Below are 23,139 nucleotides of genomic sequence, written 5' to 3'. Positions count from 1 at the left end.
GGAATCATCGTCGATGCTCGATGGGTGATCAAGGTGTGCGACATTCCATCTAGCACTACGTCCTAGTGCTAGATGGAATGTGAAGGAGAGCAAGATCGCACCAATTGTTCATACAGAGCAACCTTTGTTGATGATCGCAGCCCACAATTATCCAGGGTGATGTCTATCTCACCCATTGATGGAAGCCATGACCAGCCGCTTCAAACTGGCTCCGTCAGGTATTAGGATGAATTATTAAGGATTGCTACAGGCGATCGCCGCTTCATAGACCCTAGATTCGGTCGCTTCAATCCCCTGTGAGTTCAGGCAGTTAGTTTTCTACGAGGTAGTTTTTTCATGACGGCAGTAACACCCCGCCCCGCTTTTTGTGAGGGAATTCGCTTCTTTGGCGAAAACCTAGCCCCGTTTGAAACCTATGGCCAAACTCCTGCCATTGCCGTGGGGCAAAAGGCGATCGCGTCCCCCAGTGATCCTGCTGCTGTTTTTCAAACTCTCTTGGCTGCCGATGCCCTGCGCTACCTCACGCTGCAAGTTACGGCTAGCAAGGAATCTGGGCACCCCGGTGGGTTTGCCAGTATTGCCGATGCGATCGCTTCTTTGATGATGCTAGGGCACAAAAATATCATCACGGAAGTGGGGCATCATGCCCCCGGTTTTTACAGCAATATGTTCCTCGATCGCTCCCTAGAAGATATGGGCATCACCACGGTGCAGCATATGGGCGATCGCTTCCGAGAAACCCATGGGCTCTTGGGGCACCTATCGGGCCAAATTCCTGGGTTGCTCAACCCGGCAGGGCCCTTGGGCCAGGGGCAACATTTCGCCATGGCCGGCGCTAAGCTGCATCCAGGTACCCTGTTTCCGGTGACCATTGGGGACGGTGGTTTGGGTGAACCCTACATCATGAGCAGCTTTGGGCATTTCAACACCGCCTATCCCACGGCGACCAATTTTCTACCGATTTTGGTCTGGAATGGCTACAGCCAAGAGCACCACAGCATGGTGTCTACTAAAACCAATGAGGAAATGGTGGCCTACTGGCAGGGCAACGGCTTCGCCAATGTGATCTTGGTAGATGCTAAAGAGTTTGATGACGCCGATCAGCCAGAGGCCTACGTCGATAGCACCCGCTTCTCCTTAAGCCAGCGTCTGGCCTTCACTCAAGCGGTGCTCGAAGCCACCAACCGGGCTGCAACATCGGCCCTGGGCGGTACCCTGACGGTGTTGATCGTCAAGCAACTCAAGGGAGCTGGGGTGCATAAGCGGGGTGCCCAGTCCCACAACCTCTATCCGGGAGACAACCTGGATCGTGACTACATTGTCAGCGCATTGCAGGAGCGGGCCCTATCGGTGGCTGCCTGGGATTTGGTGCGCACCAATTTTGAGCGGGCGGGGGGCGGCCCGGCATCGAAGACGGTGGTGACGGAAACGGAACTGCCCTTGCCGGATCTAGGCACCCTGCCCCTGAACGAATTTCCGGTGGGCGGTGATAAGCAGGTGGCAACGACAGCTATGGGAGCGATCGTCGGCCATGTGGGTCAGAAAGATCCTGCTTTTGTGGTCACCAATGCGGACGGTAATGCCGCCTCGGGGATCAACAATATCAATGTGGCCTTGAAAATCATCCACCCCACTACGGATGAAACCTATTACCAGCAGCCCCAGGGTCAGGTCTATGAACCCCTGAGTGAAGATGCCTGTGCTGGATTAGCTGTAGCGCAAGCGCTGTTTGGGGCACGAACCCTGTGGTGTTCCTATGAATCCTTTGCCATCAATGGTCTGCCCATTTGGCAAACGGTGACCCAAGCCATGGCTGAACTGCGCCGTCCCACGCCTTCAACCATTACCCTATTTACCGCTGGGGCGCTGGAACAGGGGCGCAACGGCTGGACGCACCAACGCCCTGAGGTAGAAAACTACTTCGCTGCCATGATGCGTAACGGGAATGTGTTTCCCCTCTTTCCCTGCGATGCCAACAGCATTCAGGTTTGCTATGAGTGGGCGTTGGAAACGCGCAATAAAGGGGTGACGATTACCGCGAGTAAGTCAGCCTTGCCGGTCTACACCACCTTCGATCAAACCCGCCAAGCCCTCAAGGATGGAGCCATTGTGCTGCAGGAAACGCCGGGCGATCGCACCGTCGTTCTAGCTGTGCTCGGCGATATGACCCTGCTACCGGCCTATGCAGCGGCGGCCCAGCTCCAGGACGCTGGCATTGGCAGTCGGATTGTGTCGATCATCAATCCCCGTCGTCTCTACCGTCCTAGCGATACCGCCTGGGATAGCTGTTCTCAAGCAGACGGCAATTTCTTGAAGGATGCAGGGTTCGATCGCCTCTTTGGGGGCGATGTGCTGTTGGGGATCACCGGCGGCAGTAGTGCCATGCTGGAGCCCATTATGCTGCGCAGCACCAGTCCACGCGATGTCTTTGCCTGGAAGCGTGGCGAAACGGCGGCCAGCGCTGGGGATGTGATGAAGATCAATGGCTTGACGGCGGAGCAGTTTGTGCAGCGGGCTCAGGTGCTGTTGGACGCATAGCCGAGGGCGATCGCTCCCTCAAGATGATGATGTATTCAGCCTAGGCTTCGCGATACCATCAAGATAGACCGATGATGTCACGGTTTGTTGATAGTGCCGGTTTGTTGATAGTGATGGAGGAGCCTGGGATGGATGCAATCTCGGCCAAGGGCGATCGCCTAACCCTGACGTTGGGCCACTATGCCCATCAGATTTTACATAAGCTCTACCGCCGCATTGTGAAATTTGAGGTAGAGGTATATCGCGATACCGACCCAGAGCCGCTGCACCAAATGCGGGTGGGAATGCGACGGCTGCGGACGGCCCTACATGTGTTTCAAGGGGTGGCCCATTTGCCAACCGGGGCAGATGACAAGGCCATTCGCAAATTCGGCAAAACTCTAGGAACCTTGCGGGATCTGGATGTCTTAAGCGATCGCCTCCGGCATGACTATCGCCCAGCTCTGTTTCCGGTGGAGCAGCGCGAACTGGATAAGTCGTTGAAAAAGCTGGCAAAACAGCGCAAGACGGCCCTAAAACGGGTGCGTAAAACCCTACGCGGCAAACATTACAAGCACTTCAAGCGATCGTTTCAAGCTTGGCTCGATGCCCCGATCTATGGCACCGTGGCAGGGTTATCCCTGCGGCAGGGTTGGCCAGATGTGGTGCAGCCCATCACGCAACGGGTGCTGCTGCATCCCGCCTGGATGATTGACACTGAAGGTTCTCCAGAGGGCGATCGCGTCGCTAAGCCCGAAACGGCTGGACAGGTTTCCCATGCCTCAGCGCTGCTGCTGCACGACCTACGCAAATGCATTAAACAGCAGCGCTATCAGATGGAATTTTTTATAGATCTTTACGATCATCCCGACCAGCTTGAGGGTTGGAAAACCCTGCAAGACTGCCTAGGGCAACTGCAAGACGGTGCCGTGATACGAGACTTTCTTCGGAAAACTCTAGGACGGCATTGGGACAAACTCGTGCCCAACCTTGTGCAGCGGCTGACGGTCGATGAACAGGCAGCCCGACAAGAATGGCGATCGCTGCAGCCCCACTATCTAGATTGGCAGGTGCGCCAGTCTCTACGGCAGGTGTCTAAGGAGCGATCGGGCTATCAGCTATCTGGGGCGCTGAATGGGATGCCAGATGGAGTTCCAGATGGAGTTCAAAATGAAGTCCCAGGTGGAGTTTCAAATGGAATCTCAGATGGAGCATCGGAACCAGAACACCTGCAAGCTCCGTCGGATGAATCTTCGACGCTCCATCCCTCTTCGTTGTGATCCGTTGGGATCCTAGCTTGGTAGGGGATCAAAGGCATTGAGCATGTCCGCCATCTTCAGCACCATCTGGGGCTGGTCGGGGATGCCATGGAGCGTGAGGGTGCCGGAGGCGCGCCGCACTCGTCCTAGGGCTCCTGCTAGGGCCCCCAACCCGCCCACATCCATAAAGCCGAGGTTGCGGCAGTCAATCACTAGGTGGGTCGTCCCGTCTGCTAGGGTATCCGTGACCCAGTTCAGCAAGTCTCGTCCTGTGAGGGTACTCAGGATGCAGTCTGGCTGAAATACTCGTACGTTAGGTAGATTCATCCATTCACTCATATTTACTCTGCAACTATGACGCAACAATCACATCCAGAACGAATTGCGCAACCCTGATGGGATCATCCGTCTCCCGATGGAGTAAGCTCCACGGGTCTCAGTCATCGATCGAACCAAGGTCAGCATCCCTTTCAGGCGACCTAACTAAGCCGGTTGACTGAATTTTCCGCCATTCTGCGCCCTGATCAAAACCTTAGGAACTCTTCCCATAACCCTGATGGGGAAGGATAGCGAATGGGATGCACGCAGCTTGGGTCAAGGAAGACCCTAATCAGATCTGGGAGATGCCATGGGCGATCGCCCTAGGATCTAAGCACTAGGCTTCATATCCAGCTTTCAGCGAAGGTAGGACTACCGGTACTAGGCCTATCTACGCTGCTATGGCTAGACGGGATGAAGCTTGGTACTTAGATGTAGCCGTTGTCCTGAATGTCTACAGCAAGCTATTGAGCTTTCTTAAGAGATGCCTTGGGCTAATCCTCTCTCCATGATGTCTGTGTGTCATGGATCTAATGATGGAGTTGTTCGTCAAGGATGGACTATCCAAACCAGCCGATCGTCTGGGCATGGTGTGCGTCTTACGGAGGGCTACATCGGGATCGCTTGGATAGCTAAACAGCTCGGTTGTGTGGGTGGATGTAGAGATCTAGTCTCATGGGTTAGGTCATGAAGCAACCCTGGAGATATTCAAACGTTTGAACGTTCGATCTAGGACTTGTCTTAACCAGACTGACCCCATCTATCGTCTTAATCTCCACCCTTAGGTTTGTACTCGGTCTCACGGCTAGAGCCACCCTTTTAACCAATACACCACGATGCCGATGTATTCCCGAATCACACGGGTCACATGTTGTAAGTTGTAAGCTTCGGGTAGGGAACGTAGGATGGCGGCCTGATAGGTTTGTTCGCGGGAGACCACCGGTGAGGAAGCAATAAAATCTGTGGGAGCAGGAATGGTCTCAATACCTTGTTTCTCAAAGATTTTGAGCGATCGCGGCATATGAACAGCCGAGGTAACCAACAGCACCCGATTGATGCCCCGTTGATCGAGAATTTGTTTCACATTGACGGCATTTTCATAGGTATTAATGGACGTTCGTTCTAACACCATGGCTTCACGGGGAACCCCCATGGCTTCTAAAATTTCAGCCATATCGTCGGCTTCTGCACCCCGAGGCCCAAACCAATCGATGCGTCCACCGCTCAAAATCACGAGTGGCGCTTTGCCCTGAAGGTATAACTGTGCGCCATGTAAGGGGCGATCGCCTGCTTCCAGCACATCCACCCAGGGGCGGGGATATTCTTGGGCACGCACGGCACCCCCCAGTACCACGATCGCTTCCGCATTGGGTAACTCCTCTGCGGGAATATGCTGCCACTCTAGCGATCGCAACATCGCTTCGGCGGTGTAAGTATTACTACTGACTAACAGCACAATTAGAGCGATCGCTAAACTGCCCGCTGCCCACCGAGGCCGTCGCCAAAGGGTGATCAGGGCTACCACAATCATTAAGCAGGTGAAGCCCAATGGGAAAACCAAGGTGGGCAGGAACTTTGAGAGGAAGAAAAACATGGCAGCTCAGTTGAAGGTCTAGACTGTGACAATTTAGAAATGTTCCGTCCAGATTGTACCCATTTCCGCTATAAAATCCGGCTGTAGCAGCAGGTATCTCCTGGGACTCGATTCCCACGAACACCACTACGAGAAAAACGTGAGTGCTAGCCCCACAACTCCGCTCACGTTAGAGAATAGTTGCCGACCCAAACATCGTAATTGCCAGCATTGCTAGCGCCTAAAACGCCTTGGGTTTGCCCCACCACATAAACATGACCGTTGGCACCCACCGTGATGCCGTAGGTTTCCTCATCCGCAGCGGTGCCTGTTTGAAGACTGGCGATCTCGCGACCGCTGCTGGAATATTTGACGATCCAAGCATCACTACCGCCTTGATGGCTGCCAAAGAGGGAGCCTTCGGTTTCGCCGGTGACGTATACATTGCCCGCTGCATCAAGGGCGATCGCTTGGGCCTCATCCAAGCTGCTGGTGCCAAACTGGTTGAGCCACTGCTGATTGCCGTTGGTGTCATACTTCACAATCCAGGCATCGGTGTCGCCAGCGCTGGTTTGTCCTGGCAGGCTGCCCTCGGTGTGGCCTACCGCGTAAACATTGCCGGCCCTATCGACGGCTAAGCGCCGTGCTGTATCGGTGCCGCCGGAATCCAGGGTGTTAAACCAAAGCTGAGTGCCGTTGGCGCTGTATTTGGCAATAAAGGCATCGCTGTTGGAATAGGGATTGCCGGGGTTGTTGATGTCTAGCTGAGCGTTGGTGATCCCCGCTACGTAGATATTGCCCGCTGCATCCACCGCAATGCTGGTGGCGGCGGCCTGTCGGCTGATGTCGTCAAAATCCCCAGAACGCTGTTGGAGATTGCCTCCATTGGTGTAGCTAGCCACAAACGTATCGCTAGTGAGAGGTAGCGAGGCTTGAACGGCTGCCCCAGCGAGCAGCACGGTGCCATTGGCATCAACGGTGACATCTGCGGCAGAGTCAAGGGTGCGAATGTCTAGGGTGTCTTGGTCTTGGGATACCAGTTCACCGTTGATGGTGCGATAGTCGGCTAGGACGACATCACCAGATCCTAGGAAAATTGGGTTAGGGCTAGGTGTACCCAAATTCCAGGTGCCGACGGCGTATAGGTTGTCGTTGGCGTCTATGGCTAGACCAGAAAAGATGTCCCTGCGGCTGGTGCCGACTTGGTCTATGTCAAGTAACCCACCGCCAGCGTTAAAGGCAGCAATAAAGGCATCCTGTCCACCGGCGGAGGTGCCTGCCAAATTGCCGCCGGTGGTACCAGCGACGTAGACCCGATTCTGGCTATCTACCACGATGCCGTAGGCGTAGTCGTTGGCGGCGGTGCCGATTTGACTAATCCACTCTTGGGTCAAGGTTTGCGTCAGGAGAGGATTGGCCTGAACGGTGAGGGCGTAGCGGGTTTGGGCATTGCCTCTGGGCGTCACCCGTAGGTAGTAGGTGCCAGCTTCTAGCTCTGTGGTGATGCGTTCGTTTCTGGTGCCTGCTTGGGTGGAAGCCTCTAGGAGCCGACCGCGGTTGTCGAGCAGGCGTAGGTCGGCGTTGGCCTGTAGGTTGGACAGGCGGAGATTAATCTCGCGAGCTTCATCTAGGGTGAAGCGATAGAAGTCATTGCGGTCAGAGGGGCCCACATAGTCGCGAAAGGTACGGAGGCGATCGCTTGCGATGATTGCCCGAGCTTGACCCCGGCTATCCCCAGCTCGATCCACATTGGCACTCATGCGTAGCCGGTATCGAGTATTCCCTTGTCCTCGGTAGACTCGAATGTAGTAGATGCCAGGATTGAGATTGAGGTTAATGCGTTCATCTTGGCGACCGGGGCGAGCTGATCGGGTAATACGACTGCCATTTCGCCGCTGAAGCTCCACATTGGCATTGGCCTGTAGCCCTGATAGGGTGAGGTCAAAGCTGGTGCGTTGCTGAAAGCGTACCTGATAGTAGTCGTTAGGGGCAGAGCGACTGACAACATCCGCAAATGTACGTGGGCGACTACTGAGTTGAATCCGTGGAGCCTGGGTACGACTATTGCCTGGTGACGTTGCCATGGGAGTGCATCCGTAACTATAGGGAAATTTCTCTCAAACTGTCCCATGCTAGAGGGCGATCGCAACCGTTTTATGGAAACTTTATGCAAACTTCACTCGGTATACGAACAGTCAAATCTCTAGCTTCCTCCCTCTCCTCCTGCACGAGTCCTTCGATAAGCCGGGTAGACGCATTACAATATCTTCAGTACGATCGCTTTTCTCTAGAGATTTCTTAACCTGTTCACCCCACTCAACGCTCCGGATCACTGGGCTGACCGACTGATCCTAGGTCAGGTCATTAGGTCTAGCAGTTGGGATGGGTAGTATGGGGGCTGAAAGGCTAGGGCTGAAGTACGAAACGATCGGAGACTCCGCTTGCATGGTGAATTGAGGCTCTATGACTGACGCACCCGTCTCTCGCATTCGTAATTTTTCGATTATTGCTCACATCGACCACGGTAAATCCACCCTGGCGGATCGCTTGCTGCAATCCACTGGCACCGTGAGCGATCGCGACATGAAGGAGCAATTTCTCGACTCGATGGATCTAGAACGGGAGCGGGGGATTACGATCAAGCTCCAGGCGGCCCGGATGCACTACCAGGCGCGGGATGGCGAACAGTATGTGCTGAATTTGATCGACACGCCGGGACATGTGGATTTCTCCTACGAGGTGTCGCGATCGCTGGCTGCCTGTGAAGGAGCGCTGCTGGTCGTGGATGCCTCCCAGGGTGTGGAAGCGCAAACTTTGGCGAATGTATACCTAGCGCTAGAGCATAACCTGGAAATTATTCCTGTTCTCAACAAAATTGATCTCCCCGGTGCCGATCCAGAGCGGGTGAAGGCAGAAATCGAGGAAATTGTTGGATTGGACTGTAGCAATGCCATTTTGGCCTCTGCCAAGGAAGGCATCGGCATTGATGACATCCTAGAGTCGATTGTCTATCTCGTACCGCCGCCCCCAGACACCATGCAGGAGCCGCTGCGGGCCCTGATTTTTGACAGTTACTATGATGCCTATCGCGGCGTAATTGTCTATTTCCGCGTGATGGACGGGGAAGTGCGTAGGGGCGATCGCGTTCGGCTCATGATCTCGGGTAAGGAGTATGAAATTGATGAACTAGGCGTGTTGTCTCCAACGCAGGTGAAGGTCGAGGCTCTCCATGCTGGCGAAGTGGGCTACTTTGCCGCGGCCATTAAGTCGGTTGAAGATGCTCGGGTTGGCGATACCATCACCCTTGCCAAGGGATCGGCGAAGGAGCCGCTGCCGGGCTACACCGAAGCCAAGCCCATGGTCTTTTGCGGTCTCTTTCCCACCGATGCCGATCAGTTTGAAGATCTGCGGGAGGCGCTGGAACGGCTGCGCTTAAATGATGCAGCGTTGCAATATGAGCCAGAAACCTCCAGCGCCATGGGTTTTGGCTTCCGCTGCGGGTTCCTAGGGCTGCTGCATATGGAAATTGTCCAAGAGCGGCTGGAGCGCGAATATAACCTGGATTTGATCACTACTGCTCCCTCGGTGATCTATCAAGTGACGACGATTGATGGGGAGGTGTTGATGATCGATAACCCCTGTCAGTTGCCCGATCCGCAATATCGCGAGTTGATTGAAGAACCCTATGTCAAGGTAGAAATGATTACCCCGGAGGCCTTCGTGGGCACCTTGATGGAGCTGGGGCAAAGCCGTCGGGGCGAGTTTAAGGACATGAAATACCTAGCCCAGGGGCGCACCACCCTCACCTATGAGATTCCCCTAGCGGAAGTGGTCACAGACTTTTTTGATCAGATGAAGTCGCGATCGCGGGGCTATGCCAGCATGGAGTATCATCTGATTGGCTATCGGGTCAATCCTTTGGTGAAGCTGGATGTGTTGATCAACGGCGACAAGGTGGATCCCCTGGCGACGATTGTGCATCGCGATAAGGCCTACTACGTCGGTAAGGCGCTGGTGGAGAAGCTCAAGGAATTGATTCCTCGCCATCAGTTTAAGATTCCGCTACAGGCGGCGATTGGTAGCCGAATTGTGGCCAGTGAGAGCATTCCAGCCCTGCGTAAGGACGTTCTTGCTAAGTGCTACGGCGGGGACATCAGCCGTAAGAAGAAACTATTGCAGAAGCAAGCTAAGGGTAAGAAGCGCCTGAAAGCGATCGGTACCGTGGATGTACCTCAAGAAGCGTTCATGGCGGTGCTCAAGCTATAAGGTTGCCTACTACTCTGCCGACTACCGTCTAACGCCAAACGGCCGCCCCATGGGGCGGCCGTTTGTTCGAGAGCTGGCTTGGTTGTCTGGGAGTTGAAGCTTGAGCGATCGCCCCTTCTGGATAGTTGCTACACTCCAACCGTTGGGGCTCGTGGCATGGTTAACCTAGGGGCGATCGCTGGGGTCTATAGGCTGACGGGTGTAGAGGGGTCAGACTGCAGTTCATCTTGACGCATGGTCAAAAACCGAATGATGTCTTCACTAAAGCGCATGTCTCGCTCCATTGCAGCGACCGCCGCCGGTTCTGCTTCGTAGTTCATCTGGATGTAGATCCCTTCTTTGTGATTCTGAATTTCGTAAGCTAGGCGACGTTTGCCTCGGTGTTGGGTATCAATAGACTCAACGCCGTTGTCTTTGAGAATGCCTTGATACTTGGTGATCACTTGATCGGCCATCTCTTCACCCATGTCTGGGCGCAGGATGTACATGGTTTCGTACGCACGTTTCATAACAAACAACTCCTTATGGACAAGTGGCCTCTGCTGTAAAATTGCCCTAGTCCTTTTTTGACTCAGTAGACCTAGAGCGATCGCTCTTCCGTCGTCGTTGGTCTGTCCTCTGACGAACGGATTCCCTGAGTCGCATGACATGGCTCAGCAAAGGCAAGGATATACAATCATACACTACGTTTAGGTCAACCCACTATGGCGCAGCGCTACGTTCGAGTTAAAACCCCGCCTGGGCAGCTTTATTACGGGTTACTGCACCTCGATCGCCAAGTGCAGATCCTGGATGCCCCGCCTTGGCTAGGGGGGCAATTAACCGAGCAATTTCTCAATCCAGATGAGTTTGATGTTCTGGCTCCCTGTGCGCCGTCTAAAATTGTGGCCATTGGCAAAAACTATGCCAAACATGCTGCAGAAATGGGAACGCCTGTGCCGGAGGAACCGCTGATTTTTATGAAGCCACCGACGGCGGTGATTGCTACAGGACATGCCATTGAGTACCCGCCCCAGTCGCAACGGATTGACTATGAAGGCGAGCTGGCCCTGGTGATTGGCGATCGCTGCTTTAACTGCACGCCGGAGCAAGCCCGGTCGAAGATCTGGGGTTATACCATCGCCATTGATGTCACTGCCCGCGATTTGCAACAGCGCGATAACCAATGGGTGCGGGCGAAGGGGTTCGATACCTTCTGTCCCCTCGGGCCATGGATTGTCCGGGAACTGAGTGCCGGAGCCATGCTGCAGACGTTTCTCAACCAGCAAAAGGATCCGGTGCAGTGCGCCTCGATTGACACCATGGTGGTGTCGCCGGAGCAGTTGGTGTCCTACATCAGTCGGGTGATGACCCTGTTGCCGGGTGATGTGGTGCTCACCGGAACGCCGGAGGGCGTGGGGCCGCTGCAGGTGGGGGATGTCATTCGGGTGGAAGTCGAGGGCATTGGCAGCTTGGAGAGTTCGGTGATTGCCCGTCCTGAACCAGACTCTAACCCGTCTTCCTCGGAGGATGCGATCGCTCCCTAGTCTCTTCTGTAGGAACTCGGACTCAGGTAAACCTAAAACGCGGGAAGGATATAGAACATCCCCCCCGCGTTGCTGCCTGGTGTTTAACTGGCTTGAACTGAAACTACACCCGTGCCGCCACCACTTTTTGCACCGCTTCAATAATTTGAGCCGGTTGCACAATGGTCAGTGCTTCCAGGGTGCCGTTGTAAGGCGTGGGGATGTCTTGCGATGCCAACCGCAAAACGGGGCCGTCTAGTTCATCAAAGAAGCGATCGTTAATCGATGCGGTTAGCTCTGCGCCGATGCCGCCCGAACGCATACATTCTTCAACGATGATCACCCGATGGGTTTTGGCAATGGATGCTCCAATGGTTTCAAAATCCAAGGGCTTCAGGGAAATTAGGTCGATCACCTCAGGATCGTACCCCTCTTTCTCCAAGGTTTTAACCGCATGCATGACGTGGTGGCGCATTCGTGAGTAGGTGAGGATGGTGACATCCTTGCCCTTGCGCACCAGTTCTGCCTTGTCTAGGGGCAAAACATATTCGTCATCTGGCAAATCTTCTTTGAGGTTATAGAGCAGCACATGCTCAAAGAAAATCACCGGATTGTCATCGCGGATAGCGGCTTTGAGGAGCCCCTTGGCGTTATAGGGCGTAGAGCAGGCCACCATTTTCAAGCCAGGTACACCTTGGAAGTAGGCCTCTAGCCGCTGGGAGTGCTCTGCCCCAAGCTGCCGACCGACCCCGCCGGGGCCACGAATCACAATAGGAATCTTGAAGTTACCACCGGAGGTATAGCGCAACATGCCAGCGTTGTTAGCAATTTGGTTAAATGCCAACAGCAGAAATCCCATGTTCATGCCTTCAATGATCGGGCGTAACCCGGTCATTGCGGCTCCGATCGCCATTCCTGTGAAACTATTCTCTGCGATCGGCGTATCGAGCACCCGCAGATCGCCATATTTTTTGTACAAATCCTTCGTGACTTTGTAGGAACCGCCATAATGTCCCACATCTTCCCCTAGCACAAAGACGCTAGGGTCGCGGGCCATTTCTTCATCGGTTGCTTGACGGAGAGCGTTAAATAGAAGGGTTTCTGCCATCTGATGGAAGGAAATGTATCTAAGGGTTCAAACTCGATATCTGTCCAGACTACAATTCTAACGGGACGAGGGCCTCTTTCGTGATCACTTCAAAAGTTCTCTAGTCTTTTTCCAAAGAGTTGGGTCTTGGTTCAAGGCTAGTCTAGGGCTTAGACGACATGGTGATAGTGTTCCATGCGTCCATTTGTATACTTAAAACTAGCCTTCTAAGACAGGACGAACCCTGGCGTTCCTTTTCCTGAGAGTCTGACCATGCAATCGCGCTTAATACTACAACCCATTTGCCTTGTGAGTGTGTGGAATGATAGATAAATTTCGATGGATCATGCGATCGCTCCTAGGGCGGCTGTTTGTTCTAACGCTCGTTTCTGCCTTGCTGATGCTCGGTGCCAGTCAAGGTGCATTTGCCCGAGTCCGGGTGTTATTTAGCCTCAGAAGTGAGCCGGTTGAAGCACAACTGCCAACGGTTGAAGCGATTCCCAATCCGTTTAAAAATCCCGCCCTGTTGCCTGCAGTACCCAATCCATCCATTGGCTATGATCCTCCCCAGCGCACTGCCATGGCTGATCCCAGCAACTACGATAGGCGGATTTTGCAGGATGTTGATGGCAATCTGCTCACCAATCCTCTCGTGGTGGTGCTTCATGAAACGGTTGGGACAGCCCAAAGCGCTATTTATCTATTCCAGACCCACCATCCCGATGATTGGGATCAGGTGAGCTACCACGTAATCATTGAACGAGACGGCACGGTTGTGTATATCGTTCCTATCGAAATGCGAGCCTTTGGTGCGGGCAATTCGGTTTTCGTCAACGCCAATGGGCAAGTGGAGGGTGTGCGCACCAATCCCGACTTTCCTCCCTCGGTGAATAACTTTGCCTACCACATTTCCCTAGAGTCTCCACCGGGCTCCTGGGAATCTGGGCCAACCCATCGAGGCTATACCGAGGAGCAGTACCAGTCTCTAGCCTGGCTGCTGGCTAGAACCGACATTCCCGACGATCGCATCACCACCCATGAGGCCGTTGATCGCACCGAAAGCCGTATTGATCCCCGCAGTTTTGATCGGGAGCGGTTTCTGGCTATCTTGCACCAGTATCCTAATCGCCCAGCTTAGGGAGCGAGAATTGTAGCAGAAAGCGTAGTCTTTGTGGCAGGTGGCTTGTGGTTATATGACAGAATATGAGAGATGGGAATGTATGGCCGTACTTAAGTAAGGGCATCCTGAATGTGTAGCGAGGTTGATTGGAACAACAGCAAAGCCTAAGCCTAAGGGTAGGCAGGTCTAAAACAAGCATGGCTGGTGCGATCGCCTTTGGTCTTGAGCAAGCGATCGCCTCCCCTCACGGGAGCGGCAAAATCTTCGTTCGTTTCGTTAGTATTAAAGATAAATCAATTATGAGGCGTGGCTGTTGCAGGCTAGCGTATACGTTGGACAGTCCGCTTTACCGAACTCACGTCTTGCATTCCCATGGAATCTAGTAGTCAATCTGATCTTCCTCCGAAATCCGCCGCTACTTGGCCTGGACAGGTTATGGGAACCATCATTGCGCTACTGACGCTCGTGATTCCACTGTTGGCGATCGCCTACTTCTCCTCTCAGCCCCTAGAGCCATGGCCGCCAGCGCCCTATCCGGTCTTGCAATCGACTACTGGATCCGGTGATTAGCCGTGAGCCCATCTCCTCCTCTGACCAACTCATCTCTACGTGACCCTCTCCAGTTCTTGTTAGACCCGTCTAGGCGAGTCCGTCTTCCACTAAAATGCTATTCGGGAGATGGTCTGGGTTGAATGGGTCATGGTGCTCGATGGAGCCAAGGATGGAGCAGCCAAGGGTGAGGGTGAAAACTTGCCTGGTGACCTGTTCCACCGATCTGCCCAGACGCACCCAGTTTGTTCACTGAGTTGTACTAGCCTGGAGATTTTTTGTGGACTTATCACGCATTCCTGCCCAACCTAAACCGGGTCTAATCAATGTTTTGGTTGAGATTCCGGCTGGAAGCAAAAACAAGTACGAGTATGACAAGGATCTAGAAGCGTTTGCCCTCGATCGCGTTCTCTATGCGTCGGTGCAATATCCCTACGACTATGGATTTGTGCCCAACACCTTAGCAGAAGATGGCGATCCTCTAGACGGCATGGTTTTGATGGATCAACCCACCTTTCCTGGCTGTGTCATTGCGGCCCGTCCCATTGGCATGTTGGAGATGATCGATGGGGGCGATCGCGACGAAAAGATTCTTTGCGTGCCCGATAAAGATCCGCGCTACACCCAAGTGAAGTCCTTGAGTGACGTTGCTAGCCATCGCTTAGACGAAATTGCTGAATTCTTTAAGACCTACAAAAATCTTGAGAAGAAGGTCACGGAAATTCTCGGTTGGAAAGATGTTGATCAAGTAGCTGCCCTTGTGAATGCCTGCATTGCTCGCTACAAGTCTAACTAGCGTATCGGCCAAAGGGCGTTGCCACACGTCATCTATCGGGACACAATCCCCATGACAAGAGGCGGTGGAGTGAGCAACGCCCAGGGCTGATGATCAACAACGCCGGTTCAGGGCTGATGCCGGGGTGCTAATCTACGTCAACCGGGCTTGCTCCTCTTTCTCCTCGTTCAAGTCAGAAGAGTATCCCGATAGGAGTTTTAGAACTGGTATATACATGAAAGACATTCTTAATGAAGCTGCCCGCTGGCTTAACGTGCAAGCGTTTTTGTAGGGATGCTTGGTCGTTCGTTGATGTGTATTGTTCGAGACAACGGCAGCAGCACGGCTGACAGCAGCATGGCTGACATAGATATGGCGTTGTTTCTCGACATGGCGCAGATACGTGAAAGGTTTGTCTTCACTGAGCCTTGGGCTAGGTGATTGGGGTGCAGCGCCATGGGGCATCACTCGATGGCAGACCATAGCGATGAAGGGTAGCATTGATTAAGATGATCACATCATCAGCATGAAAGTTTCAGGGGTAGAGTTGCTTGCTGTTTTTTGCACGACCTATCATCTTGCCAGGGGAGCCGTCTCTTGGGTTACACACTAAAACCTAGATCGTTGCTGTTCTTCGGAAAACCATTGCACACTGTATCTAGAACTGGGCAGCTATCCTAAATCGATATGCACGCCCCAGTTTTGGGCATACTTAAAAAACGATGGTCTATATCAGATCTCAGAGAAGAGTTCATGATGATGAACTCGGTTGGTACGACGACCTCCAACTATGGTTAATTTGCTCTAACAATGTCAGGCATTGATACCCCAACTACTCATGCTCAACCTGTTTCAATTCATGGTATTGCCCCACCTAAGCCGATGAGCACTGAAGCGTTCATGGTGTATTTTTGGGGCGTTCGGGGTTGTATCCCCACGCCCAGCCTAGAGACCGCCCGCTACGGCGGTAATACAGCCTGTGTAGAACTGCAAGTAGCAGGAAAACGCCTAATTTTTGATGGCGGTACGGGGTTACATGTGTTGGGCAATCACCTGCTGAAGCAGATGCCTGTTGATGCGCACATCTTTTTCACCCATACCCACTGGGATCGAATCCAGGGATTCCCATTTTTTATGCCTGCCTTTCATCAAGGCAACTGCTTTCACATCTACGGTTCTGTGGGCTTAAATGGAGCCTCGATTAAGCAGCGACTCTGTGATCAAATGCTGCGCCCTCATTTCCCTGTGCCTCTTCAGGTCATGCAGGCTGACATGCAGTTTCACAACATCTCGCCGGGCTCAATCATCACCCTAGATGATGTGACTGTCGAAACGGTCTCGTTGAATGGTACGAATAGTTCTCTGGGGTATCGGGTCACCTGGGAAGGGCGATCGCTTGTCTATGCCACCGATACGGAGCACAGCGGCGGTAACGTTGATCAAAATGTTCTGTACCTAGCCAGTGAAGCAGATCTGCTCATCTATGATGTTGATTATGCCGATCGCGCCTACTATGATCCAGCGGTCAAAGCAGTCACCCGTCAAACAAAAATCTGGAAAGAAGCGGTAGAAGTAGCGATTGAATCTCATGCCAAGCGAGTCATCTTATTCCACCATGATCCACACCATGAAGATGACTTCTTAGATCACATGGAACAAGAGGTTCAGGCCACATTTCCCCATGCTCAGTTGGCCCGAGAGGGAATGGCCATCAATCTTTTAGAGTAAAGGCTTCTGAGTCAAGGCATCAGCAGTGCTCAAGATGTAATGCTGCATATCGCTAGACCCCTTAAGAATCAAGGATCTCATTCCGCTATCATGACCAATTTTGAGCACTACCAGGGAATCTAGGTGTCTGGAAGGCATCCCCTCGCCCGCTTGGACGAGGGACTGCGTTGGGGTTTTAGATTGTGCTAGAGCACTGAGACAGGTGGCGGGGCTTGAGACAGGATATCTTGTTCCATGTGATTGATGAACTCTTGGTTCTCAAAATACTGCATGTACGCTTGGCGAGCATTTTGAACAATTTGATTGGCTTCCTCTGGGTTTTCTAGGTAGTAGCGACAGGTTTCTTCTAGATCCTGAAAGTCCCATCGGACAGGCACGTAGGTTTTGCCTGGGTAGAAGATATTGGGCCGGGTGTCGATATGATCGACGGAAGGTTTGATGAGCAAGCATCCATGGCAGGCTGCTTCATAATCCCTCCAGGTAATTTCTCCCCATCCAAAGGGGCTGAACACGATGCGACTGCGTTTAATCTCATCTAGATACTGTTTGCTAGACACGCTGCGTGCTCCCTCGGGGCTGCGATCGACGGCAAGTTTGTACTGAGCCTCTAGGGGAACGAGCGCTTGAACGGCGGCTAGTCGATATTGACCGTACCATTCCACCTGTTCGGGCGGCCCAAACGACAGGCGGCAAAACACATCAATGTCTTTTTCTGCGGCTCGACGCGCTGGTTTGCGGAAGGTTTTGTAGAATCCTTGGGACGTGGCAAAGTTCCAGTAGGTGCCAATTCTCGATTCATACCCCTTCGGAGCCTGAGAGCCGACATACCAGTTGTTGAGATTGTAGTTGAGTTCATGGGCTAGATAGTCGGTGAGGAAGCTACCGCCCACAAAGGAACGAGTATAGAGTTGAACGTCTTTAAGTCGCTGGTATTTGAGGAACTGATTGACGTAGGGCAAAACACTAAAGTATCGACTGCTGGTTTGGTCGAATGGATCGAGGAAAATGATTCTTTTGTAGGGGTTGTGTTTGCGAATATACTCCAAGCTTCGTTCAGCGGTTTCGCTATCTTCTCGCCAGTCAGGACGAATGATGATGACATCGACGTTTTTCGTCGTAGAGGCATCACAAATATCGCTGAAGGTATAAGCCTGAATATGCTTGAACTCTAGACATATTCTCCGACGAAGCTGCCGACGGTATAAAAAGAAAGGATATAGTTGAGCGGCTGCAATATTGTCAAGCTTGTTTTTCGAATTGCCGATCAGAAGTGCACGCATAAAGATAATGCCCCAGGAATCAGGTAATTATGATGAGTCAAATGAGTGAATGCAAGCCTGAATAGTCCCACTATTGTCCCATGGGCGAGAAGTAGACCATGGGACTGCTGCGCTTTCATAAACGCTGGAAGAAGGGTCTAAGTTATGTAACCCAATCGTTCGTGATTGACGGACAAAACTTCTGCAATCCTGATTCCTTCGTAGGATGGGTTAGCGTCAGCGTAACCCATTGGAATCTGAGCTGATGCTGGGTTTTACGTTACTCAACCCAGCCTACAGAAAAGATTGATCAGTCAACCCGTTTGCTTTACACCTTAAGATCAACTTTGAGAGTATCAAACCTGCCTGTTTAACAGGTTTTTAATCTTCTGTTAACGTGTAGAAGCGGTATTAATGGCATGATTGCAAGGAATAGGATGATAGGGGTGCATCCTACAACGATCGCTACGTTTGGCTGTGTTCGATACTATGGCGAGATTCAATGTCTTTGAGTCAGATGGTTCGTGAGTTCATGCCTCCTGTCCAATCTCCTGCTAGTGTGACTGCATCACCATCGCTCAAACTTAACTCAGTACTTGGTGAATTGTCGCTACATCATTGCCAAGCTCACCCTCAAAGCACGGCCCAGGATATTGCTCGTCAATTCGATGCTGATCCGATGATTCCAGGGGTCGTGTTGGTTGATCATGACCAGTTTGTAGGGATGATTTCCCGCCGTCGGTTTTTGGAGCGGATGAGCCGCCCCTACGCCCTAGAGCTATTTTTGCAGCGATCGATTCAGACCCTATATCGGTTCATTGCCCATGAATTTTTGGTCTTGCCTAGCCAGACGTTGATTGTCGATGCGGTTCAGCAATCTCTACAGCGATCGCCTGAACATCTATATGAGCCGATTGTGGTGCAGAATGGCGATGACTATCGACTATTAGATATTCATCAATTATTGCTGGCTCACTCCCGCATTCATGAGTTAGCCAAGCAGGTGATCCACGAACAGACTCAAGCGCAGATGTTTCAAAATGAAAAATTGGCAAGTCTAGGGCGTTTGATTGCAAATGTGTCCCACGAGATTTTAAATCCAGTGAATTTTATTGCTGGAAATATCAATTACCTTGGGAATTATGGTCAGGATTTGTTGGCGCTCATTGATGTTTATGATTCAGAAGATGCTGGGCCTGCTGAATCTGCGGCGATGAAGCAAGAGATTGAATTTGATTTCTTAAAAAAAGACTTTTCTGAAATTATTTCTAGTATGCGAGTAGGGGCTAATCGCCTTCGCAAAATAGCTGAAAGTTTACGAACATTTTCCTATCAACATAAGGATGAGTATCAAGAAACAGATATTCATGAATGCTTGGAAAATACGCTGATTATTTTAAGTACGCGCCTCCGAAATTCGGTGACGGTGGTACGGCAGTATGATGATCTACCCATGGTTTCGGTCTATCCAGGGCAGTTGAACCAAGTTTTTATGAATCTGATCAGTAATGCGGCCGATGCGATCGCAGAACGTCAGCAACAGCTCTCAACGATGAAGAGCGATCGCTCTCTAGCAATTGTAGATTGGCAACCAAAAATTACGATTACAACCCGACAACTTACGCGGGACGAGTTGCTTCACGCTAGCGATACCGATGCCGATCGCTGGATTTGTATTTCGATTGATGATAACGGTTGTGGTATTCCGGATGATCTGAAAGAGCGAATTTTTGAAGAGTTTTTTACAACAAAATCCGTTGAACATGGAACAGGTTTAGGTCTAGCTATTTGCCGGCAGATTGTATTAGAAAAGCATGGAGGATGCTTGCACTTGCGCTCTCAGGTGGGTGTGGGTACAGGGTTTGATATTTTTCTGCCGATGCATGAGTGATTGGACATAACCAGGGCAATACCACTGACGTAACCTGCTAGGTAAGTCCTCATGTTGGATTGCTTTTCATCATGATTTCATCAAAATCTATGCCGTTAGAGAGGTTTTTCATGATCCAAGGTTTGCCAAACTAGTTTATTAGGGTGATGTGGCATAAGGTATAAAGTCAGGCTAGTGACTTTAATCCAGTGTGCGTTGGGTGTCTTCAGATAGGTCTGTGCATGGATGCAGGTTCTGCGATCGCTCCTAGCGTTACGCTTCATCGTCGTGACGAGTCGTGACGATTGCCAACGTTCATGCTTCAGCGATCGCCCTATGAGAAGATGCCTATCCCCACATTGGACATCAGGCGGGGATTCTTGAGGTCTAGAATCGAGAGTTTGGCTCAGTTCATAGGACATCCATGCTTTAGCGATCGCCCCACTGTTGTTCAGACTATAAGGTGAGGGATGATGACTGCTCCGACCTATGTAATGGCGCTGGATTTAGGTACCACAGGTAATCGAGCGATCCTGTTCGATCGCCATGGCACCATCGCTGCCCAGGCCTACAAAGAGCTCACTCAGTACTACCCCCATCCGGGCTGGGTTGAGCACGACCCCCGAGAGATTTGGGACGATACCTGCTGGGCAATGCAGGCGGCGATCAAAAAAGCCGGTATCCAACCGCAGCAGATTGCTTCTATCGGACTGACCGTTCAGCGGGAAACCTGTCTACTGTGGAATAAAACCACCGGTCGTCCTCTTCATAATGCGATCGTCTGGCAAGATCGTCGTACGGCCGCCATTTGTCGCCAATTAGCAGAGCAAGGCCATGTCGATGAGATTTACGATCGCACTGGATTAGTCCTTGATGCCTATTTTTCTGCCAGTAAGCTGCATTGGCTGCTCAAACATCTAGAGAAAGATGATCCGCCCATGGAGCCCGACAATATCCTGGCCGGCACCATCGATAGCTGGGTGCTGTGGAATTTAACCGGTGGGCAGGTACATGCGACGGACGATAGCAGCGCCAGCCGCACCATGCTGCTCAATTTGGTGGATCGGCAGTGGGATGACAAAATGCTCTCCCTGTTCGGCATTCCACGGGAGATTTTGCCCAGTATTCAGCCCAGCATTGGCCACTTTGGTAAGCTTGTGCCGGATATTTTGGGTGCTGAAATTCCTATCACGGCTATTTTTGGTGATCAACAGGCGGCCCTATATGCCCATGGGTGCGATCGCCCTGGGTTGTTGAAATGCACCTACGGCACCGGCTGCTTTTTGGTGTCCCATACGGGCAACGCGATCGCCCGCTCCAAAAACCATCTGCTGTCTACCATTGCCTGGACGCAATCCCATGGCGATCAAACTGAGGTGGGCTATGCCTTGGAGGGCAGTATGTTCACCGCTGGAGCCTGCATTCAGTGGCTGCGGGATGGACTGAAGTTAATTACCGCGGCCTCGGATACTGGGCCGATGGCAGAACAGGTGTCTGATAATGCTGGTGCCTATTTTGTCCCCGCTCTCAGCGGTCTAGGAGCGCCCCACTGGGATATGACGGCCCGGGGAGCATTCCTCGGGCTCACGGCGGCGGTACAGCGAGAACATATGGTGCGGGCGGTGCTGGAAGCGATCGCCTACCAAGCCTGTGAGGTGGTGACGGCTATTGATCAAGATGGCGGCACCAAGACCACCCTGCTGAAGGTGGATGGTGGAGCCTGCCAAAATGATTTCCTCATGCAGTTTCAGGCAGATGTCCTAGGAATTCCGGTGGAACGTCCAGCGATTTTAGATGCCACGGCCCAAGGAGCTGCCTTTGCTGCCGGCCTAGCGGTGGGTTTTTGGGATGACTATCGCACCTTGGTAGATCAACGCAAGATCGATCGGGTGTTTGAACCCAGTGCCAATCGCGATCGCGCTCAGTCCCAGTTCTCCCGCTGGCAACAAGCCGTAGAGCGCTCTAAGCATTGGCTAGAAGAATAACCCGGTTAATCGCCGGTCTAGGGCTTGCTTGAACCTAGCCTGCACCTAGGTCACTATTCGCATACTCAAGTCCAACCAGGGCGATCGCGTAATCGGGGCACTGCTAGAAATGTAGTCCACGCCCGTTTCAGCGATCGCTCGAAGGGTGTCTAGGGTAACGTTACCGGATGCTTCAATCAAAATGCGATCGCTCTGCTGGCGAATCAGATGCACGGCCTGAACCATGGTTTCCGGTGGCATATTGTCCAACATAATAATGTCCGCGCCCGCATCCAAGGCTTCGTGAACCTGCTCTAGGGTTTCCGTTTCCACTTCAATCGTCAGGGGATAGGGCATGGAACTGCGAATTTGAGCGATCGCCGCCGCAATTCCCCCCGCCACCGCAATGTGATTGTCTTTAATCATCACGGCATCGTCGAGCCCCATGCGGTGATTCATCGCCCCACCGACCTGGATGGCATATTTTTCCAGCAGGCGCAGACCCGGCGTGGTTTTTCGAGTATCAACTAAACAGGTGGGCAAATCAGCGATCGCCTCTACATAACGTCGGGTCATCGTAGCAATGCCGCTCAAGTGCATCGCTAGATTCAACGCCACGCGCTCGCCCATTAGCAACGCGGTCAATAGCCCATGCATTCGCAACACAACCTGCCCTGGCTCCACCCGCTGCCCTTCTTCTACCAGGGTGGTACAGGTCACATCTGGTCTCACTAGATGAAACACTCGCTCTGCTAATGGCAACCCAGCAATAACGCCAGCTCCTTTTGCCCGCCACTCAGCCGCTCCCATTGTCTGGCTAGCTTTGACCAAGCCCTGGGTGGTGCGATCGCCCCGCCCAATATCCTCCCGCAGCCAGTCTTCCAGCATTGGGTTCAAAATAAGCGCCGGCGGTAAACTTGCGACGGGAGCTGATACCTGTGATTTCATCCTAGGACTGCATCTATAAGAGTACTGAGTTCAACTCTAGCCCCAATGCCGCCCCGTCTTGTGGAAAGGCACAAGTCTCTTGGAAAAAAAAGATCAGGATGTTTCAAATTCTCTAGAAAGCTTGCTCAGTAAGGCTTTTGGAGATTTTTGTCGGGGAATACTCCTCCAGTTTTTCCAAGAAAATCTCGAAGATCTGAGGAAAAATCGGTGATTTTTAAGGAGCTTAACGGCTGAACTGCTTGTGTAGAGAGAGTTTCAGCCGCTGAAAAAAAGAAAATGCCAAGGGTGTTGACAAGTCTAGATAGGTTGGATATATTGGTTAAGCGCCTGAGGGAAGGGCAACGAAAGCCGCCCGGACTGAGGGAGACCGAACCGATAAAACGAAATAGTTTGAAAGCCAG

At 52.3% G+C, this 23,139-nt stretch carries 18 protein-coding genes; 10 read left to right on the top strand and 8 right to left on the bottom strand.

Annotated elements, in window-relative coordinates; translation table 11 throughout:
• Positions 1-336 precede the first annotated feature (336 nt).
• Together JUJ53_RS14230 and JUJ53_RS14225 are read left to right on the top strand one after the other, a co-directional pair.
• The gene (locus JUJ53_RS14230) at positions 337-2,538 is read left to right on the top strand and encodes a phosphoketolase (RefSeq protein WP_204152696.1); all 2,202 of its coding nucleotides are present in this window, start codon (positions 337-339) and stop codon (positions 2,536-2,538) included.
• A 128-nt stretch (positions 2,539-2,666) separates the two neighbouring features.
• Complete coding sequence (locus JUJ53_RS14225) at positions 2,667-3,797, top strand: CHAD domain-containing protein (protein WP_204152695.1); 1,131 nt, start codon at positions 2,667-2,669, stop codon at positions 3,795-3,797.
• Positions 3,798-3,809: 12 nt separating this feature from the next.
• Here JUJ53_RS14225 and JUJ53_RS14220 read toward each other — a convergent pair whose 3' ends face one another.
• The 3 genes from JUJ53_RS14220 to JUJ53_RS14210 form a co-directional block, all read right to left on the bottom strand.
• Positions 3,810-4,103: an STAS domain-containing protein gene (locus tag JUJ53_RS14220; RefSeq protein ID WP_204152694.1), complete on the bottom strand. Its 294-nt coding sequence runs from the start codon at positions 4,101-4,103 to the stop codon at positions 3,810-3,812.
• Positions 4,104-4,899: 796 nt separating this feature from the next.
• Positions 4,900-5,688: a YdcF family protein gene (locus tag JUJ53_RS14215; RefSeq protein ID WP_204152693.1), complete on the bottom strand. Its 789-nt coding sequence runs from the start codon at positions 5,686-5,688 to the stop codon at positions 4,900-4,902.
• 164 nt (positions 5,689-5,852) lie between these two features.
• Positions 5,853-7,751, bottom strand: coding sequence for an SBBP repeat-containing protein (locus JUJ53_RS14210; RefSeq protein ID WP_204152692.1), 1,899 nt, complete (start codon positions 7,749-7,751; stop codon positions 5,853-5,855).
• Between the two features lie 379 nt (positions 7,752-8,130).
• On the opposite strand from JUJ53_RS14210, the gene lepA reads away from it, so the two are divergent.
• Complete coding sequence (gene lepA / locus JUJ53_RS14205) at positions 8,131-9,933, top strand: translation elongation factor 4 (protein ID WP_204152691.1); 1,803 nt, start codon at positions 8,131-8,133, stop codon at positions 9,931-9,933.
• A 185-nt stretch (positions 9,934-10,118) separates the two neighbouring features.
• Here lepA and rpsF read toward each other — a convergent pair whose 3' ends face one another.
• Positions 10,119-10,442 carry a 30S ribosomal protein S6 gene (rpsF, locus tag JUJ53_RS14200; protein ID WP_204152690.1) on the bottom strand — a complete coding sequence of 108 codons (324 nt, stop codon included), beginning with the start codon at positions 10,440-10,442 and terminating at the stop codon, positions 10,119-10,121.
• 195 nt (positions 10,443-10,637) lie between these two features.
• Here rpsF and JUJ53_RS14195 point away from each other — a divergent pair, with 195 nt between their 5' ends.
• Positions 10,638-11,459, top strand: coding sequence for a fumarylacetoacetate hydrolase family protein (locus tag JUJ53_RS14195; RefSeq protein ID WP_204152689.1), 822 nt, complete (start codon positions 10,638-10,640; stop codon positions 11,457-11,459).
• A gap of 103 nt (positions 11,460-11,562) precedes the next feature.
• Here the strand turns inward: JUJ53_RS14195 and JUJ53_RS14190 are convergent, their stop codons facing one another.
• Positions 11,563-12,546, bottom strand: a complete 984-nt coding sequence (locus JUJ53_RS14190; RefSeq protein WP_204152688.1) for an alpha-ketoacid dehydrogenase subunit beta — start codon at positions 12,544-12,546, stop codon at positions 11,563-11,565.
• A gap of 301 nt (positions 12,547-12,847) precedes the next feature.
• On the opposite strand from JUJ53_RS14190, the gene JUJ53_RS14185 reads away from it, so the two are divergent.
• The 4 genes from JUJ53_RS14185 (at position 12,848) to JUJ53_RS14175 (ending at position 16,697) form a co-directional block, all read left to right on the top strand.
• A complete protein-coding gene (locus JUJ53_RS14185; protein WP_204152687.1) occupies positions 12,848-13,663 on the top strand; it encodes a peptidoglycan recognition family protein in 816 nt (271 codons plus the stop codon).
• 417 nt (positions 13,664-14,080) lie between these two features.
• Positions 14,081-14,215, top strand: coding sequence for a hypothetical protein (locus tag JUJ53_RS25130; RefSeq protein ID WP_275415771.1), 135 nt, complete (start codon positions 14,081-14,083; stop codon positions 14,213-14,215).
• A 259-nt stretch (positions 14,216-14,474) separates the two neighbouring features.
• Entirely contained in the window at positions 14,475-14,990 is a 516-nt protein-coding gene (locus JUJ53_RS14180) for an inorganic diphosphatase (RefSeq protein ID WP_204152686.1), read from the top strand.
• Positions 14,991-15,851: 861 nt separating this feature from the next.
• Positions 15,852-16,697 carry an MBL fold metallo-hydrolase gene (locus JUJ53_RS14175; RefSeq protein WP_204152685.1) on the top strand — a complete coding sequence of 282 codons (846 nt, stop codon included), beginning with the start codon at positions 15,852-15,854 and terminating at the stop codon, positions 16,695-16,697.
• Between the two features lie 185 nt (positions 16,698-16,882).
• Here the strand turns inward: JUJ53_RS14175 and JUJ53_RS14170 are convergent, their stop codons facing one another.
• A complete protein-coding gene (locus JUJ53_RS14170; RefSeq protein WP_204152684.1) occupies positions 16,883-17,977 on the bottom strand; it encodes a glycosyltransferase in 1,095 nt (364 codons plus the stop codon).
• A gap of 538 nt (positions 17,978-18,515) precedes the next feature.
• Between JUJ53_RS14170 and JUJ53_RS25510 the strand changes: the two genes are divergently transcribed.
• Together JUJ53_RS25510 and glpK are read left to right on the top strand one after the other, a co-directional pair.
• Positions 18,516-19,847 carry an ATP-binding protein gene (locus JUJ53_RS25510; protein ID WP_204152683.1) on the top strand — a complete coding sequence of 444 codons (1,332 nt, stop codon included), beginning with the start codon at positions 18,516-18,518 and terminating at the stop codon, positions 19,845-19,847.
• Between the two features lie 452 nt (positions 19,848-20,299).
• Positions 20,300-21,811, top strand: a complete 1,512-nt coding sequence (glpK, locus tag JUJ53_RS14160; protein WP_204152682.1) for a glycerol kinase GlpK — start codon at positions 20,300-20,302, stop codon at positions 21,809-21,811.
• A 45-nt stretch (positions 21,812-21,856) separates the two neighbouring features.
• Here the strand turns inward: glpK and nadC are convergent, their stop codons facing one another.
• Together nadC and JUJ53_RS14150 are read right to left on the bottom strand one after the other, a co-directional pair.
• Positions 21,857-22,738 carry a carboxylating nicotinate-nucleotide diphosphorylase gene (nadC, locus tag JUJ53_RS14155; protein ID WP_204152681.1) on the bottom strand — a complete coding sequence of 294 codons (882 nt, stop codon included), beginning with the start codon at positions 22,736-22,738 and terminating at the stop codon, positions 21,857-21,859.
• A 125-nt stretch (positions 22,739-22,863) separates the two neighbouring features.
• Positions 22,864-23,139: hypothetical protein (locus tag JUJ53_RS14150; RefSeq protein WP_204152680.1), on the bottom strand; the 276-nt coding region annotated here is incomplete at its 5' end.

The sequence above is a fragment of the Leptolyngbya sp. CCY15150 genome (assembly GCF_016888135.1).
In the GTDB taxonomy this organism is placed as follows: Bacteria; Cyanobacteriota; Cyanobacteriia; order RECH01; family RECH01; genus RECH01.
The sequence above is the reverse complement of the archived record's forward strand: the minus strand, read 5'-3'. Positions and strand labels throughout refer to the sequence as shown.